This window comes from Roseateles sp. GW835-FHT13E02 (genome assembly GCF_058794035.1).
On the sequence record NZ_JBXAGJ010000017.1, the window covers coordinates 72,504 to 98,435 of the forward strand.

The window sequence follows — 25,932 nt, forward strand, 5'->3', positions numbered from 1 at the left end:
GAAAAGGCCCGAGCGAACCCGGGCCTGTCAGATCAGACACTGACCATGGGTCAGAACTTGTAGCTGCCGGTCAGGGCAAACGTGCGGCCCTTGCCCGGCACATAGTGTCCGGTGTAAACCGTTTCGGCGTAGAGCTTGTCGGTGACATTGTTGACGTTGGCGCGCAGCGTCAGTTTGTCCTTGAGCAACTCGTACTCAGCCAGCAGACCCAAAGTGGCGAACTTCGGCACATAGAAGCCCGGGTTGCGGTTGGGCTGGTAGCCGCTGCGCGCGGTCACACCACCGCCGACACGGATCTGAGGCGTGATCTTGTAGGTCGTGAACACGGTGCCCGAGTGGCGCGGCGTCATCGAAGGACGGGTGCCCTGGCCTTCGGCGCCGGGTGCACCGATGTCGATGTTGGCGTTCGGGATGTAGGTGTAGGACGCGAAGATCTCCCAATCGTTGTTGATGCGGCCCATCACGTCGTACTCAAAACCTGAGGCATGGCGCTTGCCCGACAGCGTGACCAGATTGGTCAGCGGGTCGGTGTTGCGCTCATGGGTCTTGGTGCTGCGGAACAGGGCGAAGCGATGGCTGAGCTTGCCGTCGTTGGTTTCGATCTTGGCACCCAGTTCGATGTTGACGGCCTTCTCCGGCGGGATGCTCGCGTTCTGTGCGCTCAGCGAGTAGGTGTCACCCGAGGTGTTGAAGGAGGTGGCTCCGCCAAAGTGGAAGGACATGGTCTCGGTGGGCTGGAACAGCACGGCCGCACGCTTGCTCCACTGGCTGATGTTCATGCGGTAGCTGCTCACCGTCTCCGGGCCGGCCGCCTGGCCGGGGATGGCGAAGGTGTCGTAGTCGCCACGCACCTTGTCGTAGCGCAGGCCGGCCAGGAGCTTCCATTGCGGGGTCAGCGCCAGCAGGTCCTGGGCGTACACACCGTAGGCACGCGAGGTGTACTCGCTGGCCTTGCGCATGACGCGCTGGGATTCATCGATCCAGGCGCCGTCGTTGGGGCGGCCGATGGTGGTGGTGGGCTTGCTCAGATTGACGCCGCCCTGCGCAGCGCTGCGCGCGGCAAAGACTTGCTTCTTCTCTTCCGAAGCGTCGGCACCTGCTTGCACCTTGTGCTCCAGGCCCAGCCATTTGAACTTGCTGTCCAGATCGCTCTGCACGCTCAGGGTTTGCATGTCCTGGGTCTTGAGGTGAGTGCCGCGGCTCAAGACGGTGTTGGGGCCAAAGGTTTCCAGCGTGACGGCCTTGCCGCCGGGTTGCAGGCTGGCGCCAGCAAAGCGCACCGTACCCGAGCGTTGGTCGCGGGTGTAGTCGGCCTTGCGCACGGTGGTCACCAGCTCGGTGTTCTGGTCGAAGCGATGGATGTGCTTGAGCACGGCCCAGCCGGCGCTGCCCTTGTTCTTGTCGCTGGCCATGCCGTAGTGGTTGCTGGGGTCGATGGGCAGCAAGGTGATGTCGGCGGTCGGCGACGTGGCCGTCGGGCGGATCCAGGGCATGCCGTAGTTCATGCCGTTCTCGTTGTTCAGGTAGTAGGCGCTGAAGGAGAACTCGTCGCGTTCGCCGATGCCCATGCGGTAGTTGCCGGCAATGCCTTGCTTGTCGATCTTGGCGCCGGCGCCGTCGTTGTCGGCGGCGTTGAACATCACGCCGACACGCGCGGCCGAGGAGTCGCCGAGGCGCACATTGAAATCACCCACCGTGCGCACCATGCTGTCGCTGCCGATGCTGGCGCTGATTTCGTTGGCGTCGATCAGGCGTGCTTCCTTGCTGACTTGATTGACCGCACCGCCGGTGGAACCACGGCCGAACAGGAGCGAAGCCGAGCCGCGCAGCAGCTCCACGCGGTCTTGGAAGAACACGTCGCGCTCGTAGAACGCCGGATCGCGCATGCCGTCGATGAACACATCGCCGCTGGCCTGCAGCGAGAAGCCGCGCAGCTTGATGTCTTCTTCGCCACCTTCGGCTGCCATGAAGGTGATGCCCGCGGTGTTCTTCAGCACGTCCTTCAGATTGTCCAGATTGCGGTCGTTCATCAGCTTCTCGGTCACCACGGTGACGGATTGCGGAATGTCACGCAGCTCCTGTTTGCCTTTGCCGATGCGGCTGTCAGTGGCTTGGTAGGCGTCCTTGCCGGTCGGCTCGGCGCTGGCCTTGGTGCGCACGATGGGCAGGGCGTTCTCGGTCTTGGCCGCTTCGGCTGCGGGCGCGGGGGTCTGGGCCAGGCTGGCGCTGGCCAGGCCGAAGCCGGCGGCCAGGGCGCCCAGGGGCAGCAGGGCTTGACGGTGCGCGGGGCGCGACTTGGTGCGGGACATGAATGAACTCCTGACGAACTAAGGATGGATGTGGAACATGGCGCAGCCCGACCCGGGGCCAGGTGGGCCTCGGGAGCGCTGCGAATCTGTGTTGCGTGGCGGGCTGGCTCGCGGCTGCGAGCTGGCTGGCTGGAGGATGAGGAAACGATGGGTGAGCCATGGCCCGCAGCCTGCGGCTTGGAGCTCAGGGCAGGTGCAGGCGGCTAACGCTCCAGCTCATAGGACAGCAGGGCGGTGGTTTCCCACTCGACCGGCTGGCCCTGCAGCAGATAGGGCGAGAAGCGGGCGCTGCGGATGTCTTCCAGCGCGGCCCGATCAAGTCGCTCGAAGCCGGAACTCTTCTTGACCGTGGCTTCCTTCAAGCGGCCCTGGGCATCGACCAGGATGCGCAGGTGCACGATGCCTTGCTCGCCCGCACGGCGCGATAGCAGCGGCATGTTCAGGCGCGGTTCGGCCAGATAGCGCACGGCATTGGGCGGAATCTGGTGCACGGCAGGCGGCGCCGGTGGTGTCACCACGGCCTGTGCCGGCGCGGGGTTGGGTGCGGCGGCAGGCGCTTGGGCCGGAGCGCGGGCGGCCGGCGGCTCGCTGCTGATGACCTGGGCGGCCATGGGGGCCGGGGCGGTGATGGGCGGCGTCACCAGCGGCGGGATCACCGGGGCCGGCATGGGCGCCAGCTTGGGCAGCTGGGGGGCTGGCGGCGTCGGCAGCGGCGTTGGCGCCGAGGGCTTGGGGGTGATCAGGCTGACCTGGATCGGCGCGGGCTTCTCTTGCACAGGCAAGGCTCGGCGCACCATCAGCCCGGCGCCGACCAGCACATGCAGGCCCAGCACCGCCAGCAAAAAGCCGCGCTTGCGGCGCGCGGCTTGCGGGTCCACCGGCAAGCCAACGGACCCGGGCGCGAACGCCCGCCTCGAGTTCTCGTTCAGAGTCTCGGCCGCTGGGCTGATGGCCGAGGCCGCCGCCTTGTGGCCCGCCACAAAGCCGGCCTGACCGGCCGACGCGGAGGCGCCGAGGGAGATGGGGCTGAGGAGTGCGGAGGTCACGGGGCGGTGAGGCTGAACGAAAACAGTGAAGAGCGAACTGGTGACGGGGTGTCCGTCGATCTGGCAAGAATCTTAACACTAATGAGAACAATTCTTATTTGATTCGAGGGCTATGAGCCATACGGCGGCCCGCGAGTGTTGGGAAATGGGCACGCGCTGTGGCCAGGGCGAACGCGCCTCGGGTCGGGCGTTCGGCCATGAAAAAACCCCGGGCGCGGGCAGCGGCCGGGGTTTCGGGGGGAGGCGCCGCCTGCGTGGCAGCGGCGCCTTTGCGCCGGTGGCGCTTCTGGGTTTACTCGGTCTTTGTTTCGATCCGCGGTGCGGTCCGCAGGCTCAAGACCATGGTCACGGCCAGGATGGCCACCACCACACCCAGGGAGACCAAGACCGGGATTTTGTAGACATCGATCAGCATCATCTTGGTGCCGATGAAGGCCAGCACCACGGCCAAGCCGTAGCTCAGCAGGTGGAACTTGGTCGCCATCGCTGCCAGCAGGAAGTACATCGCACGCAGACCGAGGATGGCGAAGATGTTGGAGGTCAGGACGATGAAGGGGTCGCTGGTGATGGCGAAGATGGCCGGGATCGAGTCCACCGCAAAGATCACGTCCGTCATGCCGACCAGGGCGATCACCAGCAGCAGGGGCGTGGCCAGTCGTTTGCCGTTCTGCACGGTGAAGAAGCGTTCGCCGTCAAAGTTGGCGCTGACCGGCATGGTGCGACGCAGCAGCTTGAGGGCGGGGTTGGCTTCCAGGTCCGGCTCCTGGCCGGCGGCCCACCACATCTTGATGCCGGTGATCAGCAGGAAGGCACCGAAGACATAGAGCACCCAGTGGAACTCGGCGATCAGCCAGCCACCGACCAGAATCATGACTGTGCGCAACACGATGGCGCCGATGATGCCGTACATCAGCACCCGCTTCTGGTAAGCCGGCGGCACCGAGAAGTAGGTGAAGATCATCAGGAATACAAAGATGTTGTCGACCGCCAGTGATTTCTCGATCAGGTAACCGGTCAGGAACTCCAGGGCCTTGGTGTTGGCCAGCGCGACATCACCGGAGGTGTCCTTGACGGCCCACCAGAACAAGCCGTTGAAAGCCATGCTCAAGGCCACCCAGACCAGGGACCAGTTGATGGCTTCCTTGACCGAGACCTCATGGGCGCCCTGCTTGCGCAGCACCACAAAGTCGACGAAAAGGGCGACCAGGACGGACCCGCCGAAAAAGATCCACAGCCACAGGGGCGCAATCGTGCTCATGAAGAAGAGACTCCCGCAAGAAGTGTTGAACTCAGCCGCATACCGCTCCAGACCGACCCAAGAATAGGGTCAAACCAGGGCAGGAACAGCGCGTGTTGCACCGAAAGGTCTTGCGGGACGGGAGGTGTTGTCGGACCCGGGCGGTCACACCTTCCAGCTGCGGGGCCCGGGTGTGTGTTTTCAACTTCCGCTGAAAGACACACCGTATTGACGGACCGTCGCCACGGCATGGCGCCGTGTAGCTACTCCCCTTTCGGATGGCCGCGATTCTGCCCGAGTTTGGCAAGACCTGACACATCACTCGGATTCTCCGGTGCACAAAGTCATGATTCCTGCGCGCCATTGGGTTTAATCTCGCCCCGAGCCTGCCGTCTCGCGGCGGGCCACCTGCGACGCGCCCACCCACCACCTTCGACCATGTTCAAAACCCTGATCCGCTGGCTTTTGCTTGCCGCCGCCTTGCTGCTGGTGGCACACCTCTACCCCGGCGTCACCGTCACCAGCTTCACCTCGGCCTTGATCGCGGCTTTTGTGCTGGGCCTGTTCAACACGCTCTTGCGGCCCATCCTGGTGCTGCTGACCCTGCCGGTCACCGTGATCAGCCTGGGCCTTTTCCTCTTCGTCATCAACGCCTTGATGTTCTGGGCCGCCGCGCGCCTGCTCGAAGGCTTTGCGGTGGATGGCTTTTTCGCCGCCCTGGTGGGTTCGCTGATCTACAGCCTTTGCGGTATGGGCGTGGATGTGCTGATGGAGCGCATCTTCCCGCCGCAAGATTGAGAGCTTGTGAATTTTTTGCTGCGCGACTGCCATGCGTCGTTGGTCCGGTGCTCGGAATCCTCACGTACAGAGGGTACGTTCCGGTTCCTGCGCTCCGTCCGCCTAGCCTGACAGCCGCTCGCTACAAAAATTCTCAATCTCTTCGGCGCTCAGGGCAGCTCGGCCCCCGGCGGAATGCCGCGCGGGTACATGTCCGACAGGCGCTGGCGGCGCTCGTAGAGCATGGTGCGCAGGCGCGCATCGATGACCGAGGCCTCGACCGGATCGGCATCGCGCTCGCGCGACTGGCGCAGGCCCGAGCGCATGCGGTCGATGGCGCCGCGCAGATCGCCCATGGCATAGCGCGCTTCGCCCTGGGCACGCACGGCGCGCAGGGGCTGGGCCAACTTCTCCCACAGCAAGCCCAGCTGGGTCCAGGCCAGCACATCCTTGGGGTTGAGGCTGACCCAGGTCTGCAGCTCATCGGCCACCTCGCGGGCCGAGGCCGGCCCGCTCTTGTCCACCAGGGCCAGTTGCGAGCGCTCCATCAGCTGCGGCCGGCTTTTCTCCTTGGCGCTGGCCAGCACGGCGAAGCCATCGGCCGATTGACCTTGGGCCTGCGCCAGCTCGGCGCGCAGGAAGCGCAGCAGGCGCGCGGCCTTGGGGTCGTTGCCCAACTCTTGCAGCTGTTGTTCGGCGCTGGCGAGTGCGCGCGCGGCGCGCGGGAAATCGCGCATCTTGATCGAGGCCAGGCAGCTGGCATAGCGTGCGCTCAGCTGTTCAAAGCCGCGCCCGACGGTGGGGCCGCGCGGCTCGCGGGCACCGGCATCGAGGTTCTGCAGCTGGGTCCAGATCTCGGCGCGCGGGTCCATCAGCACGCGTGAGCGTGCGGCCATCAGCGCATGCTCGGCCTGGTTGATCGGGCGCTGGAACTCGCCCGTGCCCAGGCGGGTGCGGGCGTCGCCAATGCGTTCGCTGGTCAAGGGGTGGGTGCGCAGATAGGGGTAGCTGCCCGAATCCATCAGGTGGTGGGCCTGCTCCATCTTCTCGAACATGCTGAACATGCCCGAGGGCGCAAAGCCCGCTTCGCTGAGCACGTTGAAGCCCACCCGATCGGCCTCGCGCTCCATATCGCGCGAGAAATTGAGCGAGGCCTGTGCGGCCAGGGCCTGCGGACCGACGATGGCGGCATTGGCCGCGTCAATGCTGCCGCTGCGCGAGGCCGCGATCAGGCCGGCCAGCATGGCCGCCATGGCCAGCATGCTGTTGCGCGAATCGCCGGCGATGCGGCGGGCGATGTGGCGCTGGGTCACATGTGAAAGCTCATGCGCCAGCACCGAGGCCAGTTCGTCGCGCGAGTGGGTCATGGCAATCAAACCCAGGTGCACACCGACAAAACCACCGGGCAGGGCGAAGGCATTGACCGAGCGGTCGCGCACCAGAAAGATCTCCCAGGCGAAGCGGTCCACCGTCTCGTCGCTGATATGGCCCAGCAGTTTGGCCGTGGTCACCAGCGGGTTCCAGATGCCGAGCAAGTACTCCTGCAGCAGCGGGTCGTCGAGGTAATCGGGGTCGGGGCGGATCTGGCCCATGACCTGGTCGCCCAGATTGCGCTCCGCCCCCACATCGAGATCCTGCGACACCGAATCGCCCAGCGCCGGCAGCGCCACTTGGGCCTGGCCGGCCGGGCTGCTGGCCAGCATGCAGCAGGCCGCCAGTGCCAGCAGGCTGCGGCGCCAATGCGGGGCAGCGCCCGGGCGAGACAGGGAAGCAAGCGACAGTTTGTTCTTCAGGATCATCATCGGGACAGCAATCTCCGGGGCCACCACCGTGCAGCGCGCGGCTCACTATGATGCCGCTTTATCGATGCCCCGCATTGCCCGATTGTTTCCGGTGCTGCGAGCTGCGCCCACTGGGGCCATCCTTCATGCCCTGTTTTTTGGTTTCTTCTCGACTGCGACCGCCCCTGCCATGAACTCTCCACTGACCCATTTCGACGCCCAAGGCCAGGCCCATATGGTGGATGTGGCGGCCAAGGATGTGACGCACCGCATTGCCCGCGCCCGCGGCCGCATCGTCATGCAGCCCGCCACCCTGGCCTTGATCACCAGCGGCAGCGCCAAGAAAGGCGACGTGCTGGGCATCGCACGCATCGCCGCCATCCAGGCCGCCAAGCGCACGGCCGACCTGATCCCCCTGTGCCACCCCCTGCCCCTGACCCGCGTGGCCGTCGAGTTCGAGATCGACGCGGCCGAGAACGCCGTGCATTGCAGCGCTCAGGTCGAGACCCTGGGCCGCACCGGTGTGGAGATGGAAGCCCTGACCGCCGTGCAAATCGGCCTGCTCACCATCTACGACATGTGCAAGGCCGCCGATCGCGGCATGGTCATGGGCCAGATCCGCGTGCTGGAGAAGCAGGGCGGCAAGAGTGGCGACTGGGTGGCGGCCTGAGCCCGATGCCAGGCCCAAGCTTGATCAAAGCCTTGAACGCACGCCACTGATTCAGGCGGCTCAGCCGTCATGTGAACGCAAAAAGCAGCGCGGCACGCTGCGTCTCAGCGCATCTCCCGCCAATCGATGACGCGGCTCGGAGGGCTGCACTGGAAGGGCGCTTCAGCCGGGTCGAGGCCGGGCTGATCGCATTCGCCCAGCCAGTCGTCGGCGGCGCTGTTGCGGAACTCGCGCAGGCGCTGCACCACATGGCGGGCACGCTCTTCGTCGCCCACGGCGTGCAGGGACTTGGCCCAGGCCATCATCAGGCGCACATCGATCAGGTTGTGCGCTGTCTGTTTGGCGGCGGCCAGGGCGGCGGCGCTGGGCGGGGCGCTGGTGGCGGCGGCGTAATCGGCCTGCGTGGCGAAGAAAACCGAAGCGCGGCCGTCCTCGATGCGCTGGGTCAGTGGTTTGGCATCGGCCGGCGGCACATAGATGGCCACCACGCGCAGATAGTCCCAGACCGCGAACAGGCTGCCCGCCAGCAGCAGGGCGCCGATCAGGCCGACGCCGCGCAGGCGCGGGGCGGTGTCCCTCGCATCGGCACGGTCCTCCGCCCCTGGCTCATCGCGGCCCACGGCCAGGCCCAGCATGAAGGCCGTGGGCAGCAGGAAGTAGGCGTACCAGAGCGGGTACTCGAGCAGGCTGTGCAGGCCGATCATCAGCACGCCCATGAAGGCGCAGCGGCGCGCCACACCCTCGGCGCCCAGGCGCTGCCAGCTCAGGGCCAGGGCGCGCCACAGCGCCCAGCCCAGCAGGCCCAGGATCAGGGTTGCCGCCGGCAGGCCCAGGTCCACGGCCAGCTGCATGGCGATGTTGTGCGTGTGGTCGAAGAAGGCCACCGGGCGCTTGGGGAACTCGCTCATGCTCCAGGCCAGGTTGAACTCGCCCCAGCCCACGCCCGTCAGAGGGTTGAGCTTGAGCAGCTCCCAGGCATTGAGCAGGATGGCGATGCGCGAGGGCGAGCCCGCGCCCTCTGCCAGCCGTGACTCGGCGCCGAAGGCATGGGCGCCGTGGCTGGCCCAGACCGACATCAGCCACCAGCTCAGGCCCAGCATCAGCGGCGTGGCCAGCAGGCTGAGCTTGCTGGCGCGGCTGAGCTTGCGGTCCAGCGCTCCCCACAGGGCCAGGATCAGCACGCCGATCATGCCGGTGCGCGAGGCCGACAGCACCACGGCAAACACAAAGCCGAACAGCAGCACCGGCAGCACGGCTCGGCGCGCCGCCGTGTTGCGGAACAGAAAGCTGAAGCGATCCTGGTTGCCCAGATAGACGGCCGCCACGCAGGCCCACATCAGCAGGCTGGCCAGGTGGTTGGGCTGGCGCATATTGCCCACCGCGCGGCCGGGGATGCCCGAGCGCGCGATCACATGGCCATCGGCCAGCTGGGGCGCAAACACCTGCACCAGGCTGACCCCCAGGCTCAGCAGACCGGCGGCCAGCAGGCCCCAGCACAGCGCCTCGAACCAATCAGCGCGCTGCCCATCTCGCAGGCCTTGCGCCACCCAGACCAGGCTCAGCGCCGCGGCCAGCATGCCGCTGTTGGCCAGGGTCAGCGAGAGTGGCAGGCCGGCCCAGGCCCAGCTCACCCAGGGCGCCGCCACCAGCAGCAGCAGCGCCCAGACGGCCGGCCCCTGCTGCCGGCTCAAAGCGCCTGCGCCCAGCTCGGCCCGCAGGGCCAGCAGCACCAGGCCCCAGCCGCCCAGGGCGGCCAGCTGGTTGAACAAGGTGGCCGAGGGCGTGAGGCTGTAGGCCAGCAGAGGCGGCAGCGCATTGGCCAGCAGCAAGGCCAGCACGCTGTAGGGGCCGATCAAGGCGGTGGGCGTTGTGCTCGGCACAGCGTGGGTGGCGGAGGCGTGGGCAGAGGCGGTCGACATGGGGCCGAATCATCACATGAGTGCGCGCCGCCGCAAGCCGGGCCGCCCCCAAGGAGCTACTAAGATCCAAAGACGCTGGCGCTGCCCGCCCCCCCGCTGGAGCGCAATTCGCCTCGCCTTGGTTTCTAGCTACTCTTTGCTTGCCCTCATGCAGATCGCCTGGTCTCAGTTCACCCCGCTCCATGCCCTGATCGGCGGCCTGCTGATCGGCCTGGCCGCGGCCTTGTTCCTGCTCGGCAATGGGCGCATCGCCGGCATTGCCGGCATCGTCGCCAGCCCCTGGCGGGCGCTGCGGCAGCGCGGCTGGGCGGGCCTCAGCGGCGCGCCGGAGCGCTCGCGGCTGATGTTTCTGGCTGGCCTGGTGTTGGCGCCCTGGGCCTGGCGCGTGTTCGCGCCTTGGCCGGGCCTGACGGTCGATGTGGGCCCGCTGGGCCTGGTGGCGGCCGGCCTGCTGGTGGGGGTGGGCGTGCGCCTGGCCAATGGCTGCACCAGCGGGCATGGGGTTTGCGGGCTGAGCCGGCTCTCGCTGCGCTCCCTGGCCAACGTCCTGGTCTTCATGGCCGCCGGCTTCGCCACGGTGTGGCTGATGCGCCATGGCCTGGCTTGATTTATCGATGGATCGGCTGTTCTCGGAGCGACGCGCATGTCTGCATTGATTCGCCACTTCCTGGCTTTGGCCAGCGGCCTGCTCTTTGGCCTGGGCCTGATCGTCGGCGGCATGAGCGACCCGGCCAAGGTCAAAGGCTTTCTCGATCTCTTCGGCGCCTGGGACCCCAGCCTGGCCCTGGTCATGGGCGGGGCGGTGGCCGTGGGCCTCATCGCTTTTGCCTGCGCGGCCCGGCGCGAGCGCGCCTGGACGGGCGAAGCCATGGAGCTGCCGCCGCCCGGCCGCATCGATGGCCGGCTGCTGCTGGGCGGCCTACTCTTCGGCGTGGGCTGGGGCATCGCGGGCTTTTGCCCGGGGCCGGCCTTGGTGGCCCTGGGGGCGTTGGGCTCAGGCAGTGAATCCGCCTTGATCTTTGTCGCCTCCATGCTTACCGGCATGTGGTTTCATGATCGCTTTCTTGCGAGAGCGGCCTGAGCGGTCGCCCGATTCCTCGCTGCATTCTCTTGAATCGCGCTTTCCACCAACCCACACCCGGGGGTGTTCCCATGCTTGTCTTCCGTCAACTTTTTGACCCCGTCTCTTCCACCTACACCTATCTGCTCGGCGATGCCGAGGCCGGCGAGGCGGTCTTGATCGACCCGGTGTTCGAGCACCACCGCCGCGACAGCGCCCTGCTGCGCGAGCTGGGCCTCCGCCTGCTGGCCACGCTGGACACGCACGTCCACGCCGACCATGTCACGGGCGCCTGGTTGATGAAGCAGAGCTGCGGCAGCCAGATCCTGCTGTCCGAGCATGCCGGCGCCAGCCCGGTGGACCGGCCGCTGCGCCATGGCGACCGCGTTGCCTTTGGCCGCCGCTACCTGGAAGTGCGCGCCACGCCCGGCCACACCAATGGTTGCCTGAGCTATGTGCTGGACGACTTGAGCATGGCCTTCACCGGCGACAGCCTTTTGATCCGCGGCTGCGGCCGCACGGATTTCCAGCAAGGCAGCCCGAGCCAGCTGTTCCGCTCGGTGCGCGAGCAGATCTTGAGCCTGCCCCAGACCTGCCTGCTCTACCCCGGCCATGACTACCGCGGTCTCACCGTCACCAGCGTGGCCGAAGAGCTGCGCTACAACCCGCGCCTGGGTGGCGACGCCAACGAGGGCGATTTCGCCGGGTACATGAACCACCTGGGCCTGCCCCACCCCAAGCAGATGGACATCGCCGTGCCGGCGAACTTGCGCTGCGGCCAACCCGGCGCGCATGGCGCCGAAGGCCAGGACAGCAGCTGGGCGCCGCTGACCTTCAGTTTCAGCGGCATCTGGGAGATCCAGGCCGCCAGCCTGGCCGAGCGCCTGGCCGAGGCCCGCAGCGGCGCTCTGCAGCTGATCGATGTGCGCGAAGCCCCCGAATTCACCGACGCCCTGGGCCACATCCCCGGCGCCCGCCTGCTTCCCCTGTCCGAGCTCAGCGCCCGCATGGCCGCCGAAATCGACCCCACGCGCCCCGTCGTCGCCGTCTGCCGCTCCGGCACCCGCTCGGCCCAGGCCACGGTGCTGCTGCAGAAATCGGGCTGCAAGCGTGTGGCCAATCTGGCCGGGGGGATGCTGCGCTGGCGGGCGGAGCGGCTGCCGGTGGAGGGTGGGGTGGATTGACAGCGGAGATGATCAGTGCGCGCTGTTGCCACATGCTGTAGACGGAAAAGCACAGCAAAGTTCATTAGGTGAAAAGTTCTTCACCTTTCGGGCCTCGCGGCGCTTGTATCCACGGGTGGCTACCAACATCAGGCGGGGCCGGGTTTGATGACGAGATCAATTGAATGCCTGCCAAGCGGAAGCACAGCCTAAAAACGGGCTGGCTCTGGGCCTATGCGCTGGTTGGAAACTTGACTCGTGCGAGCATCTCGACGGCCTCTCGGGAGCCAAAACGGCCAGCCTGTTTGTAGATTTCGAGCTCAGCGTCGGAGTCGTTGCATACGCGACCGAGTATTTGGTATGCGATGAACTCGTGCGGCTGAATTCGTTGGCCATGCTTCTCAAAGAGTGCGCGCTCTTCCAAGTCGGACTCATGTCCGTCGAGTGCTTAGAAAGCGTAGAAATCCTTGCATCGCACGCAGAACTCCTTGAACGACAAATTTCCTGCCACGCACTGGCGAACCAGATCGTCGTGGGGGTCCAGTGCCAACAAGAGTTCTTCCTCTGACTCAAACATCGTCATGGCAGCCGAGTTCAATGATTGAGCTGATCAAGGAAGCTTCACAAACTCAACAAGCACGCCCTCCTTGACAATAAAGGACTCTTTTGCGGGATCCCAACCCCCGTGGCAACGCCCTCGTGCGACATCGATCTTCCCGTCAGCCCAGGTTGCAAGAACCTTCGATTCAGGGATTTCGTAGGCATCAGCAACGCTGAGTTTGGAGCCACAACCCCAGAACTCCACGAGAAAAACTCGATTCCCTTCGATCTGGTAGCCGGCACGGCCCTGGCCTGGTGCCGAACACCCAGGGAGCGCCCTGACCCAGTCGCCGATCTTGCGATTCCAAGGTGGACTTGTATATTTTGCAAGGGGGTAGGTCTCCCCCTCGTACTTCACGACATCGAGCAAAGGGCATGTGGCCATCGCCTGACCAGTGAAGCAGATAGAGAGCAGCAACAAGCACAAACGAATTTTTGACATTCACGCATTCCGGTTTGTTTGTAGGTTCTGGTCGAAATGCCAGGGTGAGGTCTCGGATCTTAAGGACCTTCAAACTGAAGGCCTTGGTCTCAAGCGCAAAAGCGAATTCCTTAGAACGCCCCTCGCTCCGGCTCCTCCCCCCACGCCTTCGGCCTCGGCGACCACGATGCATCCGGCTCCCGCTCCAGAATCGCGCAGACCGCCGCCCCCAGATCGATGCCCAAGTGAAGCTGAGCCGCCGTCGCGCCACCATCCGCCACGTCAGCGGCCAGCGCGAACTGGCGGAACGTTTGCCAATCGGCGGCGAACTGCGACACCAGCACCTTGGCCAGGTCGTAGGACAGCTCGTTGCCCTCGTCGTTCCGGAGGAAGGATTTGCCGGACCAGAACTCCTGAATCTCCGCAGCTCCCCAGAACTTCAGGTGGCGGGCATGCAGGTCCCAAGGGTTGCTCGGGGCTTGGGGCGGAGGGCAAAGCCGCAGTTCGGTGTTGACGGCCAGGCCTTCGTTCAGCCACGCGGGGATGGGCAAGTGGCTCAGGCAGGCATGGGTCAGCTCATGCGCGATGACAGGCTCCACGGCGCGAAGGTCAGATTTTATCGTCACAAAGTGGCCGCAGCCTCCGTCGATGTACATGCCGCTGCTGGCCGCAAACTCTCCGGCCTCGGGATAGTAGTGCGCGACATAACGGTAATAGCTGTCGTCATGATCGAAGACGATCAGGATGTCATGGCCCCACTCTGGCGCTGCAGCCAGCCCCTGCAGCAGATGGACGATGCGCTGCACGGTCTTGGTCACGAAGCTCAGCGTCGCTGCCGCCACATGCTCGGGCAGGGTGGAGATCAGCAGGGCCGAGCCTTGTGAGCGCAAGCGGTAGGCCGGCCCCAGTGCGCGGCAGAGGTTCTGCAGCCAGGCCTGTTCGCAAGCGGCCCATGCCTGCGCTTTGGCGGCCTCGGTGGGCACGTTGGCAATCCAGCGATTCACCGCGTCCCAATCCGTGAGCGGGAACCCGCCAGCATCGATCAGCGCTGCCGACAGATCGAAAGGTTCAGCGCCCGGTGCGTGGATCACAGCTGGCGGCGGCGCCTGCGCATCTGTCTCCGCATTGGAGACAGCTCGCACTGCAGCTTTGTCTTTCGTGGTGCCGATCAGGGATTTCAGAAGTTGGAGCATGGGTGCGAAAGCGCTGAGTGCCTCGGGCGCGGATCATGCCTGCATCGGGACCTGCCCATCGCCGCTCTTTCCTTCTTTCTTCACACCCTCGCCGCCGGCCTCGTCCGATAGAAGGTCATGGGCTCGGCCTTCAGCTGTTTGAGCACGTTCTTGCGCATGGCGCCGACCACGTGCATCTCGCAGGGCTTGCAGTCGAAGCGCAGGGTGAGGCGGTCGTCGCCATGCTGCAGCACCAGGGGCTCGGCGCGCACCGTGCCTTGCACGCCGGTCACGCCCTTGGCCTGCTTGGGGCAGAGGCTCAGGCTCCAGCGCACGCAGTGCTTGGTGATCATGAGGCTGACTTCGCCCAGCTCCTCGTGGCTCTCGTAGGCCGCGCCAACGACCTTGACGCCATGCTTGGCGTAGAAGGCGGCGGCCTGGCCGTTGTAGACGTTGGCCAGGTAGCTGAGCGTGTCCTCGGGGTAGGGCACGGGCGGCTCCACCGGCGTGGCGCGCGGCAGGCGCTCGAAGGCTTGGGCGCGGGCTTCTTCCAGCGCGCTGGCTGCCTCGCGGCGCAGCTGGTTGACCAGGGAGGCGGGTAGGAAACACGTGCTCTCGCGCCAGGCCAGGCGCACGCGCCGGGCTTCGAAGATGGTGGTGCCCAGCTTGCTCAGCTGGTCCTTGAGCGTGGCATCGGCCTGCTTGGCATCGCGCGCGGGTTCGTGGGCATGCTGGACGCGGGCCACGCCGCGGTGACCGTCTTCGTCCTTGAGGCTGAGCTCGAAGCCGGGCTGGCCGTCCACCCAGGTCTGGGCCAGGCTCAGGTCCACGGCGATGCGGCGTTCGGCCGAGGGTTTGGCGAGCAGGCGCTCCCAGGCCATGTCGCGGTTGCGGCTCAGGGCCAGGTCGCGGCGCAGGTCCTTGAGCTCCGCAACGCTTTGGGCCTCCTGGTTGCCGTGCAGATTGGGCGTCACGCGCCAGCGGGTGCCGCCCAGCGGCTCTACCGTGTTGATGGGCACGCCTTGCAGCTCGCCCTGGCGGTCCCACCAGGTGAGGGCGTCGCCGTTGTTGAGCGAAAGGGTGGCGTCGCCGGTGTCCACATCGAAATGCTGCTCGGCCACGGCCACCACATGGCCCACCGGCAGGCCGGCATGCTTGGGGCTGTCGAAGGCGCCGATGTCGATCTTGCGGCCGTTGACGAAGTAATCGGTGCCGCCGCGGTTGAAGCCCTGCTCGGGCTGCGGCGTGAAGGTGAAGCGGCAGCGGCCGCTGCTGCTGCGGCGGTAGTCGCTGCGGCGTTCCATCAGCCCGTCTAGCAGCAGGCGGTAGTGGGCGGTGACGTTCTTGACCGTGGCCATGTCCTTGTAGCGGCCTTCGATCTTGAAGCTGCGGATGCCGGCATCGGCCAGCAGCTCCAAGTTGGCGCTCTGGTCGTTGTCCTTGAGGCTGAGCACATGCTTGTCGTGCGCGATCACGCGGCCTTGCGCATCGGTCACGGTGTAGGGCAGGCGGCACTCTTGCGAGCAGTTGCCGCGGTTGGCGCTGCGGCCGCTGTGGGCATGGCTGATGAAGCACTGGCCGCTGTAGGCCACGCAGAGCGCGCCGTGGATGAAAAACTCCAGTGTGGCCTCTTGAACCTGGGCGCGGATGGCGCGGATCTGGCCCAGGTCCAGTTCGCGCGCCAGCACCATTTGCGAGAAACCCACGTCTTGCAGAAAGCGCGCCTTCTCGGGCGTGCGGATGTCGGTCTGGGTGCTGGCGTGCAGCTGCAGCGGCGGCAGGTCCAGCTGCAGCAGGCCCATGTCTTGCACGATCAGCGCATCCACGCCGGCCTCATACAACTGCCAGGCCTGGCGGCGCGCGCCCTCCAGCTCGTCGTCGCGCAAGATGGTGTTCATGGTCACGAAGATGCGCGCGCCGAAGCGGTGGGCGTGAGTGCACAGGCGCTCGATGTCGGCCACGCTGTTGGGCGCCTTGTCGCGCGCGCCGAAGCCGGGGCCGCCGATGTAGACGGCGTCGGCGCCATGGTTGATCGCTTCGATGCCGATGTCGGCATCACGGGCCGGAGCCAGGAGTTCGAGTGGGTGGCATTGCATGATGGACGCGATTTTAGAGAGTCGGCCGCGGCTAAGCTGCGGGCTCAAACCCTGGCTGCCGCGACGAGAAAGGCCTCATGACCCAGCACCCGAACCCCCCGCCCCGCTCCGAGCCTGGGTGCCCTGATGAGGTGAGCGCGCGCGAGCGCGGCCCTGGTTCGGGCCGGCTGCGCCTGTGGGTCTGGGAGCTCTGGGGCTTTGTGAGCAAGGAGGCGCAGGCCTGTTTGTTTGCTGGCCTGTTTTTCGCGGCGGTTTTTTGCGTCCCGCGCGCGGGCTTGTGGGGTCTGCCTCGCTATGACCTGCTCTTGCTGATTGCCTTGCTGATCCAGGCCGGCATGGTGATCAGCGGGCGCGAGTCACGCGATGAGCTCAAGGCCATCGGCCTGTTCCATGTGCTCGGCTTTGCGCTCGAGGTCTTCAAGACCTCGGCGGCGGTGAAGTCCTGGTCGTATCCCGACTTCGCCTACACCAAACTCTTGGGCGTGCCCTTGTTCGCGGGCTTCATGTATGCAGCGGTGGGCAGCTACATCATCCAGGCCTGGCGTCTGTTGCAGCTGCGGGTGCTGCATCACCCGCCTTACTGGATCGCGGGTTTGATGGCCTTGGCGATTTACCTGAACTTCTTCACCCAGCATTTCTGGGTGGATGTGCGTTGGTACCTGGCCGCCGGTGCCATGGGTTTGTATGCGCGCAGCCAGATCCTGTTCCGGCCGCAGGAGCGAGAGTTGCGCATGCCGCTGTGGCTGGGCCTGGTGCTGGTGGCGTTTTTCATCTGGCTGGCCGAGAACCTGGGCACCTTCTTTGGGCTGTGGTCCTATCCGCACCAGCTCGGGGCTTGGGCGCGGGTGCATATGAGCAAGTGGAGCTCCTGGAGCCTGCTGGTCTTGATCAGCTTCACCTTGGTGGTGCAGCTCAAGCACATCCGTCAGCGGGTGCAGGTGCCCGACTGATTGGAGGCGGCGCTCCACCGCCGCGCGCCGCCAGCGCCGACAATCGCGGGCTTCGCCGGCGCACGGTGGCTTGGGTATGCCCTGGCGCCGCGTGTCGCGGCCTGATCGATGTGTGCCTGTTTGTCTTTCTTGATTGATGTCTTCGTCATCCCCGTATCTGATCCGCCTCATGCAGCCTGCCGACCTGAACGAAGTGCTGCGCATCCAGGCCGCTTGTTTCACCGAGCTGGTGCCCGAGTCCGAAGCCTCTCTGGCGGCCAAGCTGCAGGCCGCGCCCGAGCATTGCTGGGTGGCGGAAGGCACCTCGACCGCAGGCTTGCTGGCCTATCTGTTCGCTCTGCCGTGGCGGGCCGAATCGCCGCCGCCGCTGGATGCCCTGGAGTGCGTGCTGCCCGAGCAGCCGGACTGCCTGTATCTGCATGACCTGTCGGTCGACCCCAGGGCGCGCGGCACCGGCCTGGCGCAAGCCTTGGTGCAACGATTCCTGGAGCGCCTGGAAGCCAGCGGCCTGGACCGCGCCTGCTTGATCGCGGTGCAGAACTCGGCAGCCTTCTGGGGGCGTTGGGGTTTTCTGCCCTCACCGCTGGGGCCGGATCTCGCGGCCAAGCTACGCAGTTACGGTCCGAATGTGGACTATCTCGAGCGCCGCATGGGCGTTGCGCTTTCCATTTGAGATTCCGCCCGGTGCAGATGTAACCGGGCGTTAGACCGGCCTGCCGCGCCCGGCTTGCATGGCACACTTTGCCCGCCTCTTTGTGGAGGCGCTGCGGCGCTTGGCTGCGGCCTTTGCCCTGCAGCCATGGAGGAGGCAATCTTGGCTTCGAACCACCCCAAGCTGGCGCCACCGGCGACGCTCACCGATCCTGCCGAAGGCATGATGGATCTGACCACCCGCATCAATCAGATAGCGGCCAATGACCGCCAGGCCAACAGCTACGAGATTCGCAATGCGATCGTGCTGGCGGAGAACAAGCAGCGGGTGCGCTACCAGAATGGCGTCACCGAGCTGCCCATCTCCGCCCAGCAGTTGCTGGCCCATGCGCGGCGCACCGACTACAACCACCGCCGCCGCCTGGCGAGCAATCTGGTGACGCAGTCCGGCAGCCCGCGGCCGGCGCAGGCCTGCGCCCACCACATCGTCGCCCTGCGCGATGAGCAGGCCGAGCCCTCGCGCAAAAAGCTGTTCGATTGGTTCATCGCCATCAACGATGCCGACAACGGCGTGTTCCTGCCGCGTCGCGCGGGCCAGAGCTTGGCCGGCCATCCGGCCGCGCCGCAGCACGGCCCGATCCACACCGCGCTCTATCATGCGTCGGTGTATGCGCGGCTGCGCCTGGTGCCCAAGACCGAGGCCCAGACCGGCCGGTCGCGCCTGCGCGGCATCAAGGCCGATTTGCTGGCCGGTGTCTTTCCTTGGTGAGTTGGGGGCGCTGAGATGGCGATTTGGGAACTGCGTTGTGCCGCCGTGAATGAGTTCGCCGTGCTGGTCTCGCGCGATTACGACAACATCGAAGAACAGCTCTTCGACACCGACGGCACAGCCAAGGATTGGCAGGACCGGCCCCGGGTCGGCTATGTCGTCGAGCCACGCAAGAAACAGCAGAAGCCGCGCGCCGATGTGGGCCTGCTGGTGCCCGGGGCCTTGGTGCTCAATGCCCGCGCGCGTGAGGCTTTGGGGCCGTTTCTGGCCTCCTACGGGCAGATGCTCGAGCTCGATTGCGAGGGCGAGCCCCGCTGGTTCTTCAATGTGACGCAGCGCCTGGACTGCGTCGATCTGCAGCGTTCGCAGCGCTTTGACGATGGCGGCCTCCGGCTTGAGGCCTTCGACGAGAGCCGCCTGCCTGGCACCGCCCTGGTGTTCAAGGACCCGTTGACCGCGCCGGTTCGCATCTACGTCAACGAGGCCGGCAAGCAGGCGCTGGAGGCCTTGGTGCGCGAGGCCGGCCTGAGCGGCCTCGAGTGCGGGGCACCGCGGCCCCTGTAAGTCTCCCTTGGGCTTCTGGGTTCGTCGCGGGCCCGGCGCGGCGCCCCGGCTCGCGAGCTGCCCGCATCGATGGCACTTGCACAAGTTTGTCTAGGTGTACTACGATACTAGTACACGTTGACAGAGAAGCCTGCTGCGGCGTGTTTTCGACACGCCGGAGGTTTCTTGTCACCCCCTGATCCCCACGATCCCGACCACAGCCCGTTCGCCTTCCGCATCAACACCGGATCGACCGAGCCCATTTACCGCCAGATGGTCGAGCAGCTGCGCCGTTGTGTGGCCAGCGGTCAGCTGGTGGCCGGGCAGGAGATGCCCTCGGTGCGCGAGGTGGCCTCGCAGCTGGCCGTGCATCCGATGACGGTGTCCAAAGCCTACAGCCTGCTGGAGGCCGAGGGCTTGCTGGAGCGCCGCCGCGGCCTGGCCATGCGGGTGGCGGCCCAACACCAAAAGGCGCAGCCGCGAGCCGAGCGCATCGAGCTCTTGCGCCCGGTGCTGAGCGAGGCCGCGGCCCAGGCCCGCCAGCTGGAGCTGCCCGCCACGGCCGCCCTGAAGTTGTTTGAAACCATTCTTCTCCAAGAGGGAGCGTCCTCATGAGCGCAGTTCTTGTGTCTACTTCTTCTTCCTCGTCGGCCTCGGCGCCTGTTTGGGCGGCGAGCGGTTCGCTGGATGGCTCCGCCGGCCTGACGGCCGATGTGCGTGACATCTCGCTGAGCTACGGCTCGAAGGTGGTGTTGCAGCAGCTGAGCTGGCAGCTGCAGCCCGGCCAGGTGGTGGGCCTGCTGGGCCGCAACGGCGCCGGCAAGACCAGCTTGCTGGAGGCGCTGCTGGGCCTGCGCGAAACCCAGGCCGGCCAGGTGCAGCTGTTCGGCCAGGCCGCCACCGAGCTCGATGATGCCGCCCGTGCGCGCATCGGCTATGTGCCGCAGCACAGCGATCTGTTCGAGGGCTTCACCGCGCGCCAGCTGCTGGCCTACTTCAAGAGCTTTTACCCGCGCTGGAACGAGACCAAGGTCGAGGGCCTGCTCTCGCGCTGGGACATTCCGCGCGAGCAGATGATCTCGCGCCTCTCGGGTGGCCAGCAGCAGCGCCTGTCCATCATCCGCGCCCTCGCCCATGAGCCCGATCTGCTGGTGCTGGATGAGCCCGTGGCCAGCCTGGACCCGGTGGGCCGGCGCGACTTCCTGCGCGAGCTGGTCGATCAGGTGCTGGACCGCGGCACGACCGTGGTCTTCTCCACCCACATCCTGTCGGACCTGGAGCGCGTGGCCTTCAACCTGGCCTTTTTGCAGCAGGGCCGCATCGCGGTGCAGGCGCCGCTGGACAGCTTGCTGGAAGAGGTGCGCCTGGTGGTGGGCTCCAGCACGGCGATCCAGGCCGCGCTGGCCGGCGGCAGTGCCGAGCTGCTGCGCCGCCAGACCCAGGCCGATGGCCGCGAGCGTTGCCTGCTGCGCTTTGCCCCGGGCCAGGCGCCACAAGACGGGCCCGGCCTGAGCGTGCAGGCCCTCAATCTCGAAGACCTGTTTGTGGAGCTGACCTGATCATGGGCGCGCTCTGGTCGCAATACCGTCAGCTGCTGCTGGCGCCGTGGCAGATGCAGCGCAATGCCTCACCGCTGGCCTTTTTCATCGGCTGGGGCTTGAGCCTGCTGGGCTTTGGCCTGGCCCTGGGCCTGGGCTTCTGGCTGGCCCGGCCGGAGCTGGCGTGGCGGGTGGCCGCCGTCACCCTGTCCTGCATGGTGGCCGTGCCCTGGCTGATCTGCTTCAACGGCCTGCTGGCGCAAAACCACCCGCATGCCGCCCGCCTGGTGCCGGGCCATGTCCAGCGCCTGCGCACCGTGGCGGTGGCGGGTTATGGCTTGTGCACGCTGCTGTGCGCGGCGCTGTTGGCCAGCCAGTTTCCTGGTGGCCAGGCCTGGCTGCCTGGGGTGGCCCTGGCGCTGTTTTTGCTGGCCTTGACGGCGCGCTGGGTGCAGCTCTGGTTCTGGCTCTCTTTGATTCTGTTCTCCATACCGTGGTGGGGGATATCCATGCCTGTCCTGATTGTTTGGAGTGCGGTGCTGGCCTGGCATCAAAGCCAGCCCTGGAGCATGACTGCGCTGTCGCTCTTGCTCCTGCCCTGGGGCGTGGCGGGCCTGATCCAGGCGGGCGGCAGCCGGCATACGCGCCAGTTCCAGGCGCGCCAGACCTGGCGCCGCTTGTTCGAGTCGCAGTCCATGGGTGTGGCCAGCCATGCCCCGGTCAATGTGCCGGTGGATCGCATGGGCCAGCTCTTCCGCTGGATGCAGCCGCTGTGGACGCGCCGCCTGCTGCGCCAGGCCCAGCCCACGCCGGCCAGCGTGATGGCGCGCATCGATCTGGTCAGCCTGGGCCAGGCGCACTGGACCTGCCAGCTCAGCTCCGTTTCGGTGGTGCTGGTCCTGCTGGCAGCGGTCTTCGTGGCCGTCGGCTGGGGGCGGCCAGAGTTCTGGCGCGAACTGACGCAGCGCGGCTCCTTGGGCCTGTCATTTGGCATGGCCAGCATGTGCCTGGGTGTGCTGTTGACGGTGCCGGCCAATCTGCACCGCAGCCGGCGCGAGCAGGCGCTGCTGATGCTGCTGCCCGGCGCGCCGCGCGGCCAGCTGCTGAACCGCATGCTGGCCCGGCGCCTGCTGAGCCAGCTGCTCTGGGGTGTGGGCATCTCCTTGCTGTTGTGCACGGCCCTGCAGAGCCTGCCGGGGCCTCTGACGCAGAACTGGCTGGGCGTGCACCTGTGCCTGGCCTACCTGGTGTTTGGCTGCACCGTGGTCTTGCGCGACTGGTCGCGTGAGGCTCGGCCGAACAGCCACCGCGCCCTGCTGCCGTTTGCCGCCACCGCGCTGATGGTGCTGGCTTTGCAAGGCTTGCAATGGCTGGGCCTGCCCATCCTGGGTCAGATCGGCCTGGTGCTGCTTTTGGTGCTGGCTCTGGCGCGCTACCGCTGGCAGCGCCTGGTGCTGGGCGCCGCGCCGGCCATGCCGGTGGGCCGCTGGGCCTGAAGGCTCCAGCGATAGCGTTCAGCCGCGCTGCTGCATCCAGCCCAGGATCTGCGCGGCCGAGAGTGCGCCGCTGACGCGCTGCAGCTCCTGCCCGCCCTGCAGCTGGATCAGGGTGGGGATGCTGCGGATGCCAAAGCGCTGCGAGAGCTGGGGTGCCTCATCGCTGTTGACCTTGACGAACAGGGCCTGACCCTTGAGCTGGCGCGCGGCGGTGGCGAACTGCGGCGCCATCTGCCGGCAGGGCCCACACCAGGGCGCCCAGAAATCAACCAGCACCGGCAGCTCGCTGCCGCCGACGACGCGGTCGAAATTGGCCTCGCTCAGCGCCAGCACCTCGCCGCTGAGCAGGGCTTGGCCGCAGCGGCCGCAGACCGGGTCTTGGGCCGCGCGCTCGTCGGGCACGCGGTTCTTGCTCAGGCAGTGGGGGCAGGTGATCAGCATGATGCTCAGGGACGTGAGGCTGTGCGGGCTCATTTCAAGCCCCGCACAAGACGGTGTAAGAAATCCTGCCGACCGGGGACTGCCCGAATCGAAGGCGCTGGCGCGCCTCGTGTTCAACGCCCGAGCCTGGACCCTTGCATGAAGAGCAACAACAACGCCTCCGAGCCTCCTTCGCCACTTCCGCCGCCACTCCGGCCACCGCCCCCCCAAGCGCCGAGCTGCAGGCCGAGTGCTACCGCCAGGCCCTGGCCCTGCACGGCGCCGAGCTGGCCCGCTTCATGGTGGGTTACGAGCGTGACGAGGCGTAGCGCATGGAGACGGTGTTCATGCTGACCCACGCCGGTGCGCTGCTGGTGTTGCTCCTGGTCCTGGCCGCCAACTGGCGCGCGGCGCGTCGCTACCAGCGGGTGATCGATGCGCTGGATCAGCAGCTGGCGGCCCAGGCTGCGGCCCCGGGGGAAGCGCCGGACGTGGTGGGACGGCGCTGAGCGCCGCCCGGCACATTCGGCGGCTGTACCCCTCGGCGCAGTGATACAGCGCATGCGGGCGGGGTGGGCGCTGTGTCTTGGCCCCGGGGCGTGGCGGCCTTAGTCTGCCTGCCAATCTCCGCCACCCCAGCCCCGCCGCCATGTTGTCGTCCCCCACCGAGCTGCTGCCCCTGGCCAGCTATTGCTTCCTCATGTCCAGCACGCCCGGGCCCAACAACCTGATGCTGGCCACCGCCGCGGCCAATGCCGGCTACCGCCGCACGCTGCCGCAGATGCTGGGCAGCAACCTCGGCGTGGGGGTGCAGACCTGGCTGACCTGCTTGGGCCTGGGCAGCCTGTTCCTGGCCTATCCGGTGCTGCACCAGGTGCTGCGGGTGCTGGGCACGCTCTACCTGATCTACCTCGCCTGGCAGCTCAGCGGCCTGCGCATCGGCACGGCGCAGCAGGATGCGCGGCCTCTGAGCTTTGCCCAGGCGGCGCTGTTCCAGGCGGTCAATCCGAAGAGCTGGGTCAAGGCCATCACCCTGGCCACGGTCTTCATGCCCAGCGGCCTGGGGCCTTGGGCCGGGGCCAGCCTGGTGGCGGCGGTGGGTGTGCTGGTGGGCTTGCCCAGCTCGACGATGTGGGCCTTGTTCGGCCTGGCGATCCGGCGGCTGCTGCAAGACCCGGCCAAGCGCCGCGTCTTCAACCTGCTCATGGCCGGCTCTTTGGTTGTGTTGGCGCTGAGCCTGCTGCGCTAAGCTCGGGCGATGCTGAACCCGCTCGATCGCAACTCTCCCATCGCCCTGGGTGACCAGATCGAACTGCGCCTGCGCGAGCGCATCGCCTCGCGCCAGCTGCCGCCGGGTGCGCGCCTGATGTCCATCCGCCAGCTGGCGGCTCAGCTGGCCGTCAGCCCCAACACCGTGGTCGCGGCCTACGACCGCTTGGTGGCCTCGGGCCTGATCGATGCGCGCGGCACGGCCGGTTACTACGTCTGCGAGCCGCGCGGCGGCCCGGCCCTGTTGCCCGATGCGGCGGCGCTCGAGGCCGGCGAGGAGCAGGAAGGCGTCTGGCTGGCCCAGCAGGCCAATGACCAGCGTAGTGGCGTGCTGCTGGCCAGCAGCGGCGCCCTGCCGCCGAGTTGGCTGGCCGATGCCATGCCGGCCAGCGTGGTGCAGCGCGCCCTGGCCCGCAGCACGGCCGGCCTGGCCTCGCGCTGCCCGCCCCAGGGCCTGCCCGAGCTGCGCGAACAGATCGCCCTTTTGATGCGCGGCCAGGGCTTGGCCGTGGATGCCGGTCGCGTCCTCACCACCTACGGTGGTACCCATGCCATCGACCTGATCTGCCGCGCCTTTTTGCGCCCGGGCGACACCGTGCTGGTCGAAGACCCGGGCTACTTCCTGATGTTCGAACGCCTGCGCCAGGAGGGCTTGCGGGTGGTGCCGATCGCACGCCGGCCCGATGGGCTGGACCTGGCCGAGCTGGAGGCGGCCTGCCGCCTGCACCGGCCGCGCCTGCTCTTCATCCAGACTGTGCTGCACAACCCGACGGGCTGGAGCAGCAGCGCCGCCAATCTGCACCAGGTGCTGGTGATCGCGCGCCAGCATGGGCTCTTGATCGCCGAGGACGATGTGCAAGGCCATTTCCACCCGGGCCATGCCACCCGCCTGGCGGCCCTCTCGGGCCTGGATGGCGTCATCTACTACTCGAGCTTCTGCAAGGCCTTGAGCCCCGCTTTGCGAACCGGTTATGTGGCGGCCGACCCGGCCCTGCTGAAAGCCCTGCTGCGCGAGAAAATCTACGCCGTGCTGACCGGCGCCGCGCTCAACGAGTGGGTGCTGCTGGAGATCCTGCTGGCCGGCCGCTTGCGCAAGCATCTGGAGCGTTTGCAGGCCCGCCTGCTGCAAGCGCGCACGCTGAGCGCGCGCCAGCTGGGCGAGGCCGGCATCGCCATGGACCACCCCGGCGAGGGCGGCCTCTTCCTTTGGGGCCAGGTGCCCGAGGGCGTGGACATGAACCTGCTGCTGCAGGACGCCTACCGCAACAAGATCCTGCTGGTCGGCGGCCCCACCTTCTCCAGCACCGGCCAGGCGCCGCGCCATCTGCGCTTCAATGTGGTGTTCAGCCAGCAGCCGCGGTTGGCCGACTATCTGCGGGAGCGTTTGCAGGCCGTGGCCGACAGCACGGCGCTGTTGCAGCGCCTGCCGGGCAGCTCAGTACAGCCGCGTCAGAGCGGCAGCTCGGTGTAGTAGCGGCCGCCGTGGAAGATCAGCGGCTGGGCGCCCTCGCGCCAGCTGCAGCTTTCCACCTCGCCGACGAAGATGACGTGGTCGCCCTCTTCGTACTGGCTGCGGTTGGCGCATTCGAACACGGCGGCCACGCCGTCCAGCACTGGGGCGCCGCCGGCGCCCTCGCGCCAGGCCACGCCGGCGAAGCGGTCGATGTCGCGGGTGGCGAAGCGCTGCGACAGCTCTTTCTGGTCGGCGGCCAGGATGTTGATCGCGTAATGCGAGCCGCGGCTGAACACCGGCATGGAGCCAGCCTTTTGCGCCAGGCTCCAGAGCACCAGAGGCGGGCTCAGCGATACGGAATTGAAGGAGTTGGCGGTCAGGCCGACCAGGCTGCCGTCGGGTGCGCGGGCGGTGACGATGGTCACACCGGTGGCGAACATGCCCAGGGCGGAGCGAAATTGCTGGCTGTCAAAGCCCGGACCGGGCGGGACGACGAAAGGAGAAGTGGGGGTCGCGGGCATGCGGCATTGTCGGCCATCCCTGCTTGTGCCTTCTTGCACGGGGGCATTTGTCGCCGGACGGCCTCAGAATG

General features: G+C 66.9%; 27 protein-coding genes. 17 read left to right on the forward strand and 10 right to left on the reverse strand.

All coding sequences use genetic code 11. The features are described 5' to 3' along the window. Window positions 1-50 precede the first annotated feature (50 nt). The 3 genes from AC1Q6P_RS16865 to AC1Q6P_RS16875 form a co-directional block, all read right to left on the reverse strand. Complete coding sequence (locus AC1Q6P_RS16865) at window positions 51-2,309, reverse strand: TonB-dependent receptor (protein WP_492664042.1); 2,259 nt, start codon at window positions 2,307-2,309, stop codon at window positions 51-53. 203 nt (window positions 2,310-2,512) lie between these two features. Then, a complete protein-coding gene (locus tag AC1Q6P_RS16870) occupies window positions 2,513-3,355 on the reverse strand; it encodes an energy transducer TonB (RefSeq protein ID WP_492664043.1) in 843 nt (280 codons plus the stop codon). A 292-nt stretch (window positions 3,356-3,647) separates the two neighbouring features. After that, window positions 3,648-4,613 (reverse strand): TerC family protein, encoded by a 966-nt coding sequence (locus AC1Q6P_RS16875; protein ID WP_492664044.1) that lies wholly within the window; start codon window positions 4,611-4,613, stop codon window positions 3,648-3,650. Between the two features lie 417 nt (window positions 4,614-5,030). On the opposite strand from AC1Q6P_RS16875, the gene AC1Q6P_RS16880 reads away from it, so the two are divergent. Then, window positions 5,031-5,390, forward strand: a complete 360-nt coding sequence (locus tag AC1Q6P_RS16880) for a phage holin family protein (RefSeq protein WP_102768639.1) — start codon at window positions 5,031-5,033, stop codon at window positions 5,388-5,390. 149 nt (window positions 5,391-5,539) lie between these two features. Here the strand turns inward: AC1Q6P_RS16880 and AC1Q6P_RS16885 are convergent, their stop codons facing one another. Continuing rightward, window positions 5,540-7,171: a M48 family metalloprotease gene (locus AC1Q6P_RS16885; protein WP_492664045.1), complete on the reverse strand. Its 1,632-nt coding sequence runs from the start codon at window positions 7,169-7,171 to the stop codon at window positions 5,540-5,542. 169 nt (window positions 7,172-7,340) lie between these two features. Between AC1Q6P_RS16885 and moaC the strand changes: the two genes are divergently transcribed. Beyond that, window positions 7,341-7,820 carry a cyclic pyranopterin monophosphate synthase MoaC gene (moaC, locus tag AC1Q6P_RS16890; protein ID WP_171828972.1) on the forward strand — a complete coding sequence of 160 codons (480 nt, stop codon included), beginning with the start codon at window positions 7,341-7,343 and terminating at the stop codon, window positions 7,818-7,820. A gap of 104 nt (window positions 7,821-7,924) precedes the next feature. Here the strand turns inward: moaC and AC1Q6P_RS16895 are convergent, their stop codons facing one another. After that, a complete protein-coding gene (locus AC1Q6P_RS16895; protein WP_492664046.1) occupies window positions 7,925-9,739 on the reverse strand; it encodes a PglL family O-oligosaccharyltransferase in 1,815 nt (604 codons plus the stop codon). Between the two features lie 148 nt (window positions 9,740-9,887). On the opposite strand from AC1Q6P_RS16895, the gene AC1Q6P_RS16900 reads away from it, so the two are divergent. The 4 genes from AC1Q6P_RS16900 to AC1Q6P_RS16915 all read left to right on the forward strand — a co-directional run bounded on the left by AC1Q6P_RS16900 (window position 9,888) and on the right by AC1Q6P_RS16915 (window position 12,530). Then, entirely contained in the window at window positions 9,888-10,346 is a 459-nt protein-coding gene (locus AC1Q6P_RS16900; protein WP_171828970.1) for a YeeE/YedE family protein, read from the forward strand. A gap of 36 nt (window positions 10,347-10,382) precedes the next feature. Continuing rightward, window positions 10,383-10,820, forward strand: coding sequence for a DUF6691 family protein (locus AC1Q6P_RS16905; RefSeq protein WP_492664047.1), 438 nt, complete (start codon window positions 10,383-10,385; stop codon window positions 10,818-10,820). Between the two features lie 71 nt (window positions 10,821-10,891). Then, on the forward strand, window positions 10,892-11,983 hold the full coding sequence (locus AC1Q6P_RS16910; protein WP_492664048.1) for a rhodanese-like domain-containing protein: 1,092 nt from the start codon (window positions 10,892-10,894) through the stop codon (window positions 11,981-11,983). 160 nt (window positions 11,984-12,143) lie between these two features. Next, window positions 12,144-12,530 (forward strand): hypothetical protein, encoded by a 387-nt coding sequence (locus AC1Q6P_RS16915; RefSeq protein ID WP_492664049.1) that lies wholly within the window; start codon window positions 12,144-12,146, stop codon window positions 12,528-12,530. Between the two features lie 42 nt (window positions 12,531-12,572). On the opposite strand, the gene AC1Q6P_RS16920 is transcribed toward AC1Q6P_RS16915, so the two are convergent. The 3 genes from AC1Q6P_RS16920 to AC1Q6P_RS16930 all read right to left on the reverse strand — a co-directional run bounded on the left by AC1Q6P_RS16920 (window position 12,573) and on the right by AC1Q6P_RS16930 (window position 16,251). Next, window positions 12,573-13,004 (reverse strand): hypothetical protein, encoded by a 432-nt coding sequence (locus AC1Q6P_RS16920; protein WP_492664050.1) that lies wholly within the window; start codon window positions 13,002-13,004, stop codon window positions 12,573-12,575. 110 nt (window positions 13,005-13,114) lie between these two features. Beyond that, a complete protein-coding gene (locus AC1Q6P_RS16925) occupies window positions 13,115-14,176 on the reverse strand; it encodes a hypothetical protein (protein WP_492664051.1) in 1,062 nt (353 codons plus the stop codon). An 80-nt stretch (window positions 14,177-14,256) separates the two neighbouring features. Further along, window positions 14,257-16,251 carry a peptidase U32 family protein gene (locus AC1Q6P_RS16930; protein ID WP_492664052.1) on the reverse strand — a complete coding sequence of 665 codons (1,995 nt, stop codon included), beginning with the start codon at window positions 16,249-16,251 and terminating at the stop codon, window positions 14,257-14,259. Window positions 16,252-16,382: 131 nt separating this feature from the next. Between AC1Q6P_RS16930 and AC1Q6P_RS16935 the strand changes: the two genes are divergently transcribed. The 7 genes from AC1Q6P_RS16935 to AC1Q6P_RS16965 all read left to right on the forward strand — a co-directional run bounded on the left by AC1Q6P_RS16935 (window position 16,383) and on the right by AC1Q6P_RS16965 (window position 22,198). Beyond that, window positions 16,383-17,201 (forward strand): DUF817 domain-containing protein, encoded by an 819-nt coding sequence (locus tag AC1Q6P_RS16935; protein ID WP_492664053.1) that lies wholly within the window; start codon window positions 16,383-16,385, stop codon window positions 17,199-17,201. Window positions 17,202-17,370: 169 nt separating this feature from the next. Next, a complete protein-coding gene (locus AC1Q6P_RS16940) occupies window positions 17,371-17,874 on the forward strand; it encodes a GNAT family N-acetyltransferase (protein ID WP_492664054.1) in 504 nt (167 codons plus the stop codon). A gap of 141 nt (window positions 17,875-18,015) precedes the next feature. After that, window positions 18,016-18,621, forward strand: coding sequence for an AHH domain-containing protein (locus tag AC1Q6P_RS16945; RefSeq protein WP_165794628.1), 606 nt, complete (start codon window positions 18,016-18,018; stop codon window positions 18,619-18,621). A 15-nt stretch (window positions 18,622-18,636) separates the two neighbouring features. Continuing rightward, window positions 18,637-19,185 carry a hypothetical protein gene (locus tag AC1Q6P_RS16950; protein ID WP_492664055.1) on the forward strand — a complete coding sequence of 183 codons (549 nt, stop codon included), beginning with the start codon at window positions 18,637-18,639 and terminating at the stop codon, window positions 19,183-19,185. Window positions 19,186-19,350: 165 nt separating this feature from the next. Further along, a complete protein-coding gene (locus AC1Q6P_RS16955; RefSeq protein ID WP_223696696.1) occupies window positions 19,351-19,779 on the forward strand; it encodes a GntR family transcriptional regulator in 429 nt (142 codons plus the stop codon). Beyond that, window positions 19,776-20,723: an ABC transporter ATP-binding protein gene (locus AC1Q6P_RS16960; RefSeq protein WP_492664056.1), complete on the forward strand. Its 948-nt coding sequence runs from the start codon at window positions 19,776-19,778 to the stop codon at window positions 20,721-20,723. Before AC1Q6P_RS16955 ends, AC1Q6P_RS16960 begins: the two co-directional genes overlap by 4 nt. A gap of 2 nt (window positions 20,724-20,725) precedes the next feature. Then, window positions 20,726-22,198 carry a hypothetical protein gene (locus AC1Q6P_RS16965; protein WP_492664057.1) on the forward strand — a complete coding sequence of 491 codons (1,473 nt, stop codon included), beginning with the start codon at window positions 20,726-20,728 and terminating at the stop codon, window positions 22,196-22,198. 18 nt (window positions 22,199-22,216) lie between these two features. Here AC1Q6P_RS16965 and trxC read toward each other — a convergent pair whose 3' ends face one another. Next, complete coding sequence (gene trxC, locus AC1Q6P_RS16970; RefSeq protein WP_492664058.1) at window positions 22,217-22,639, reverse strand: thioredoxin TrxC; 423 nt, start codon at window positions 22,637-22,639, stop codon at window positions 22,217-22,219. Between the two features lie 134 nt (window positions 22,640-22,773). On the opposite strand from trxC, the gene AC1Q6P_RS16975 reads away from it, so the two are divergent. From AC1Q6P_RS16975 to AC1Q6P_RS16990, 4 genes are all read left to right on the forward strand, one after another. Further along, the gene (locus AC1Q6P_RS16975) at window positions 22,774-22,947 is read left to right on the forward strand and encodes a hypothetical protein (RefSeq protein ID WP_492664059.1); all 174 of its coding nucleotides are present in this window, start codon (window positions 22,774-22,776) and stop codon (window positions 22,945-22,947) included. 18 nt (window positions 22,948-22,965) lie between these two features. Then, window positions 22,966-23,127, forward strand: a complete 162-nt coding sequence (locus AC1Q6P_RS16980) for a hypothetical protein (RefSeq protein ID WP_492664060.1) — start codon at window positions 22,966-22,968, stop codon at window positions 23,125-23,127. Between the two features lie 140 nt (window positions 23,128-23,267). Further along, a complete protein-coding gene (locus tag AC1Q6P_RS16985) occupies window positions 23,268-23,867 on the forward strand; it encodes a LysE family translocator (RefSeq protein ID WP_492664061.1) in 600 nt (199 codons plus the stop codon). 9 nt (window positions 23,868-23,876) lie between these two features. Further along, window positions 23,877-25,358 (forward strand): aminotransferase-like domain-containing protein, encoded by a 1,482-nt coding sequence (locus AC1Q6P_RS16990; RefSeq protein ID WP_492664062.1) that lies wholly within the window; start codon window positions 23,877-23,879, stop codon window positions 25,356-25,358. Here the strand turns inward: AC1Q6P_RS16990 and AC1Q6P_RS16995 are convergent. Then, the gene (locus AC1Q6P_RS16995) at window positions 25,337-25,861 is read right to left on the reverse strand and encodes a flavin reductase family protein (protein WP_171827301.1); all 525 of its coding nucleotides are present in this window, start codon (window positions 25,859-25,861) and stop codon (window positions 25,337-25,339) included. The genes AC1Q6P_RS16990 and AC1Q6P_RS16995 overlap by 22 nt on opposite strands. Window positions 25,862-25,932 lie beyond the last annotated feature (71 nt).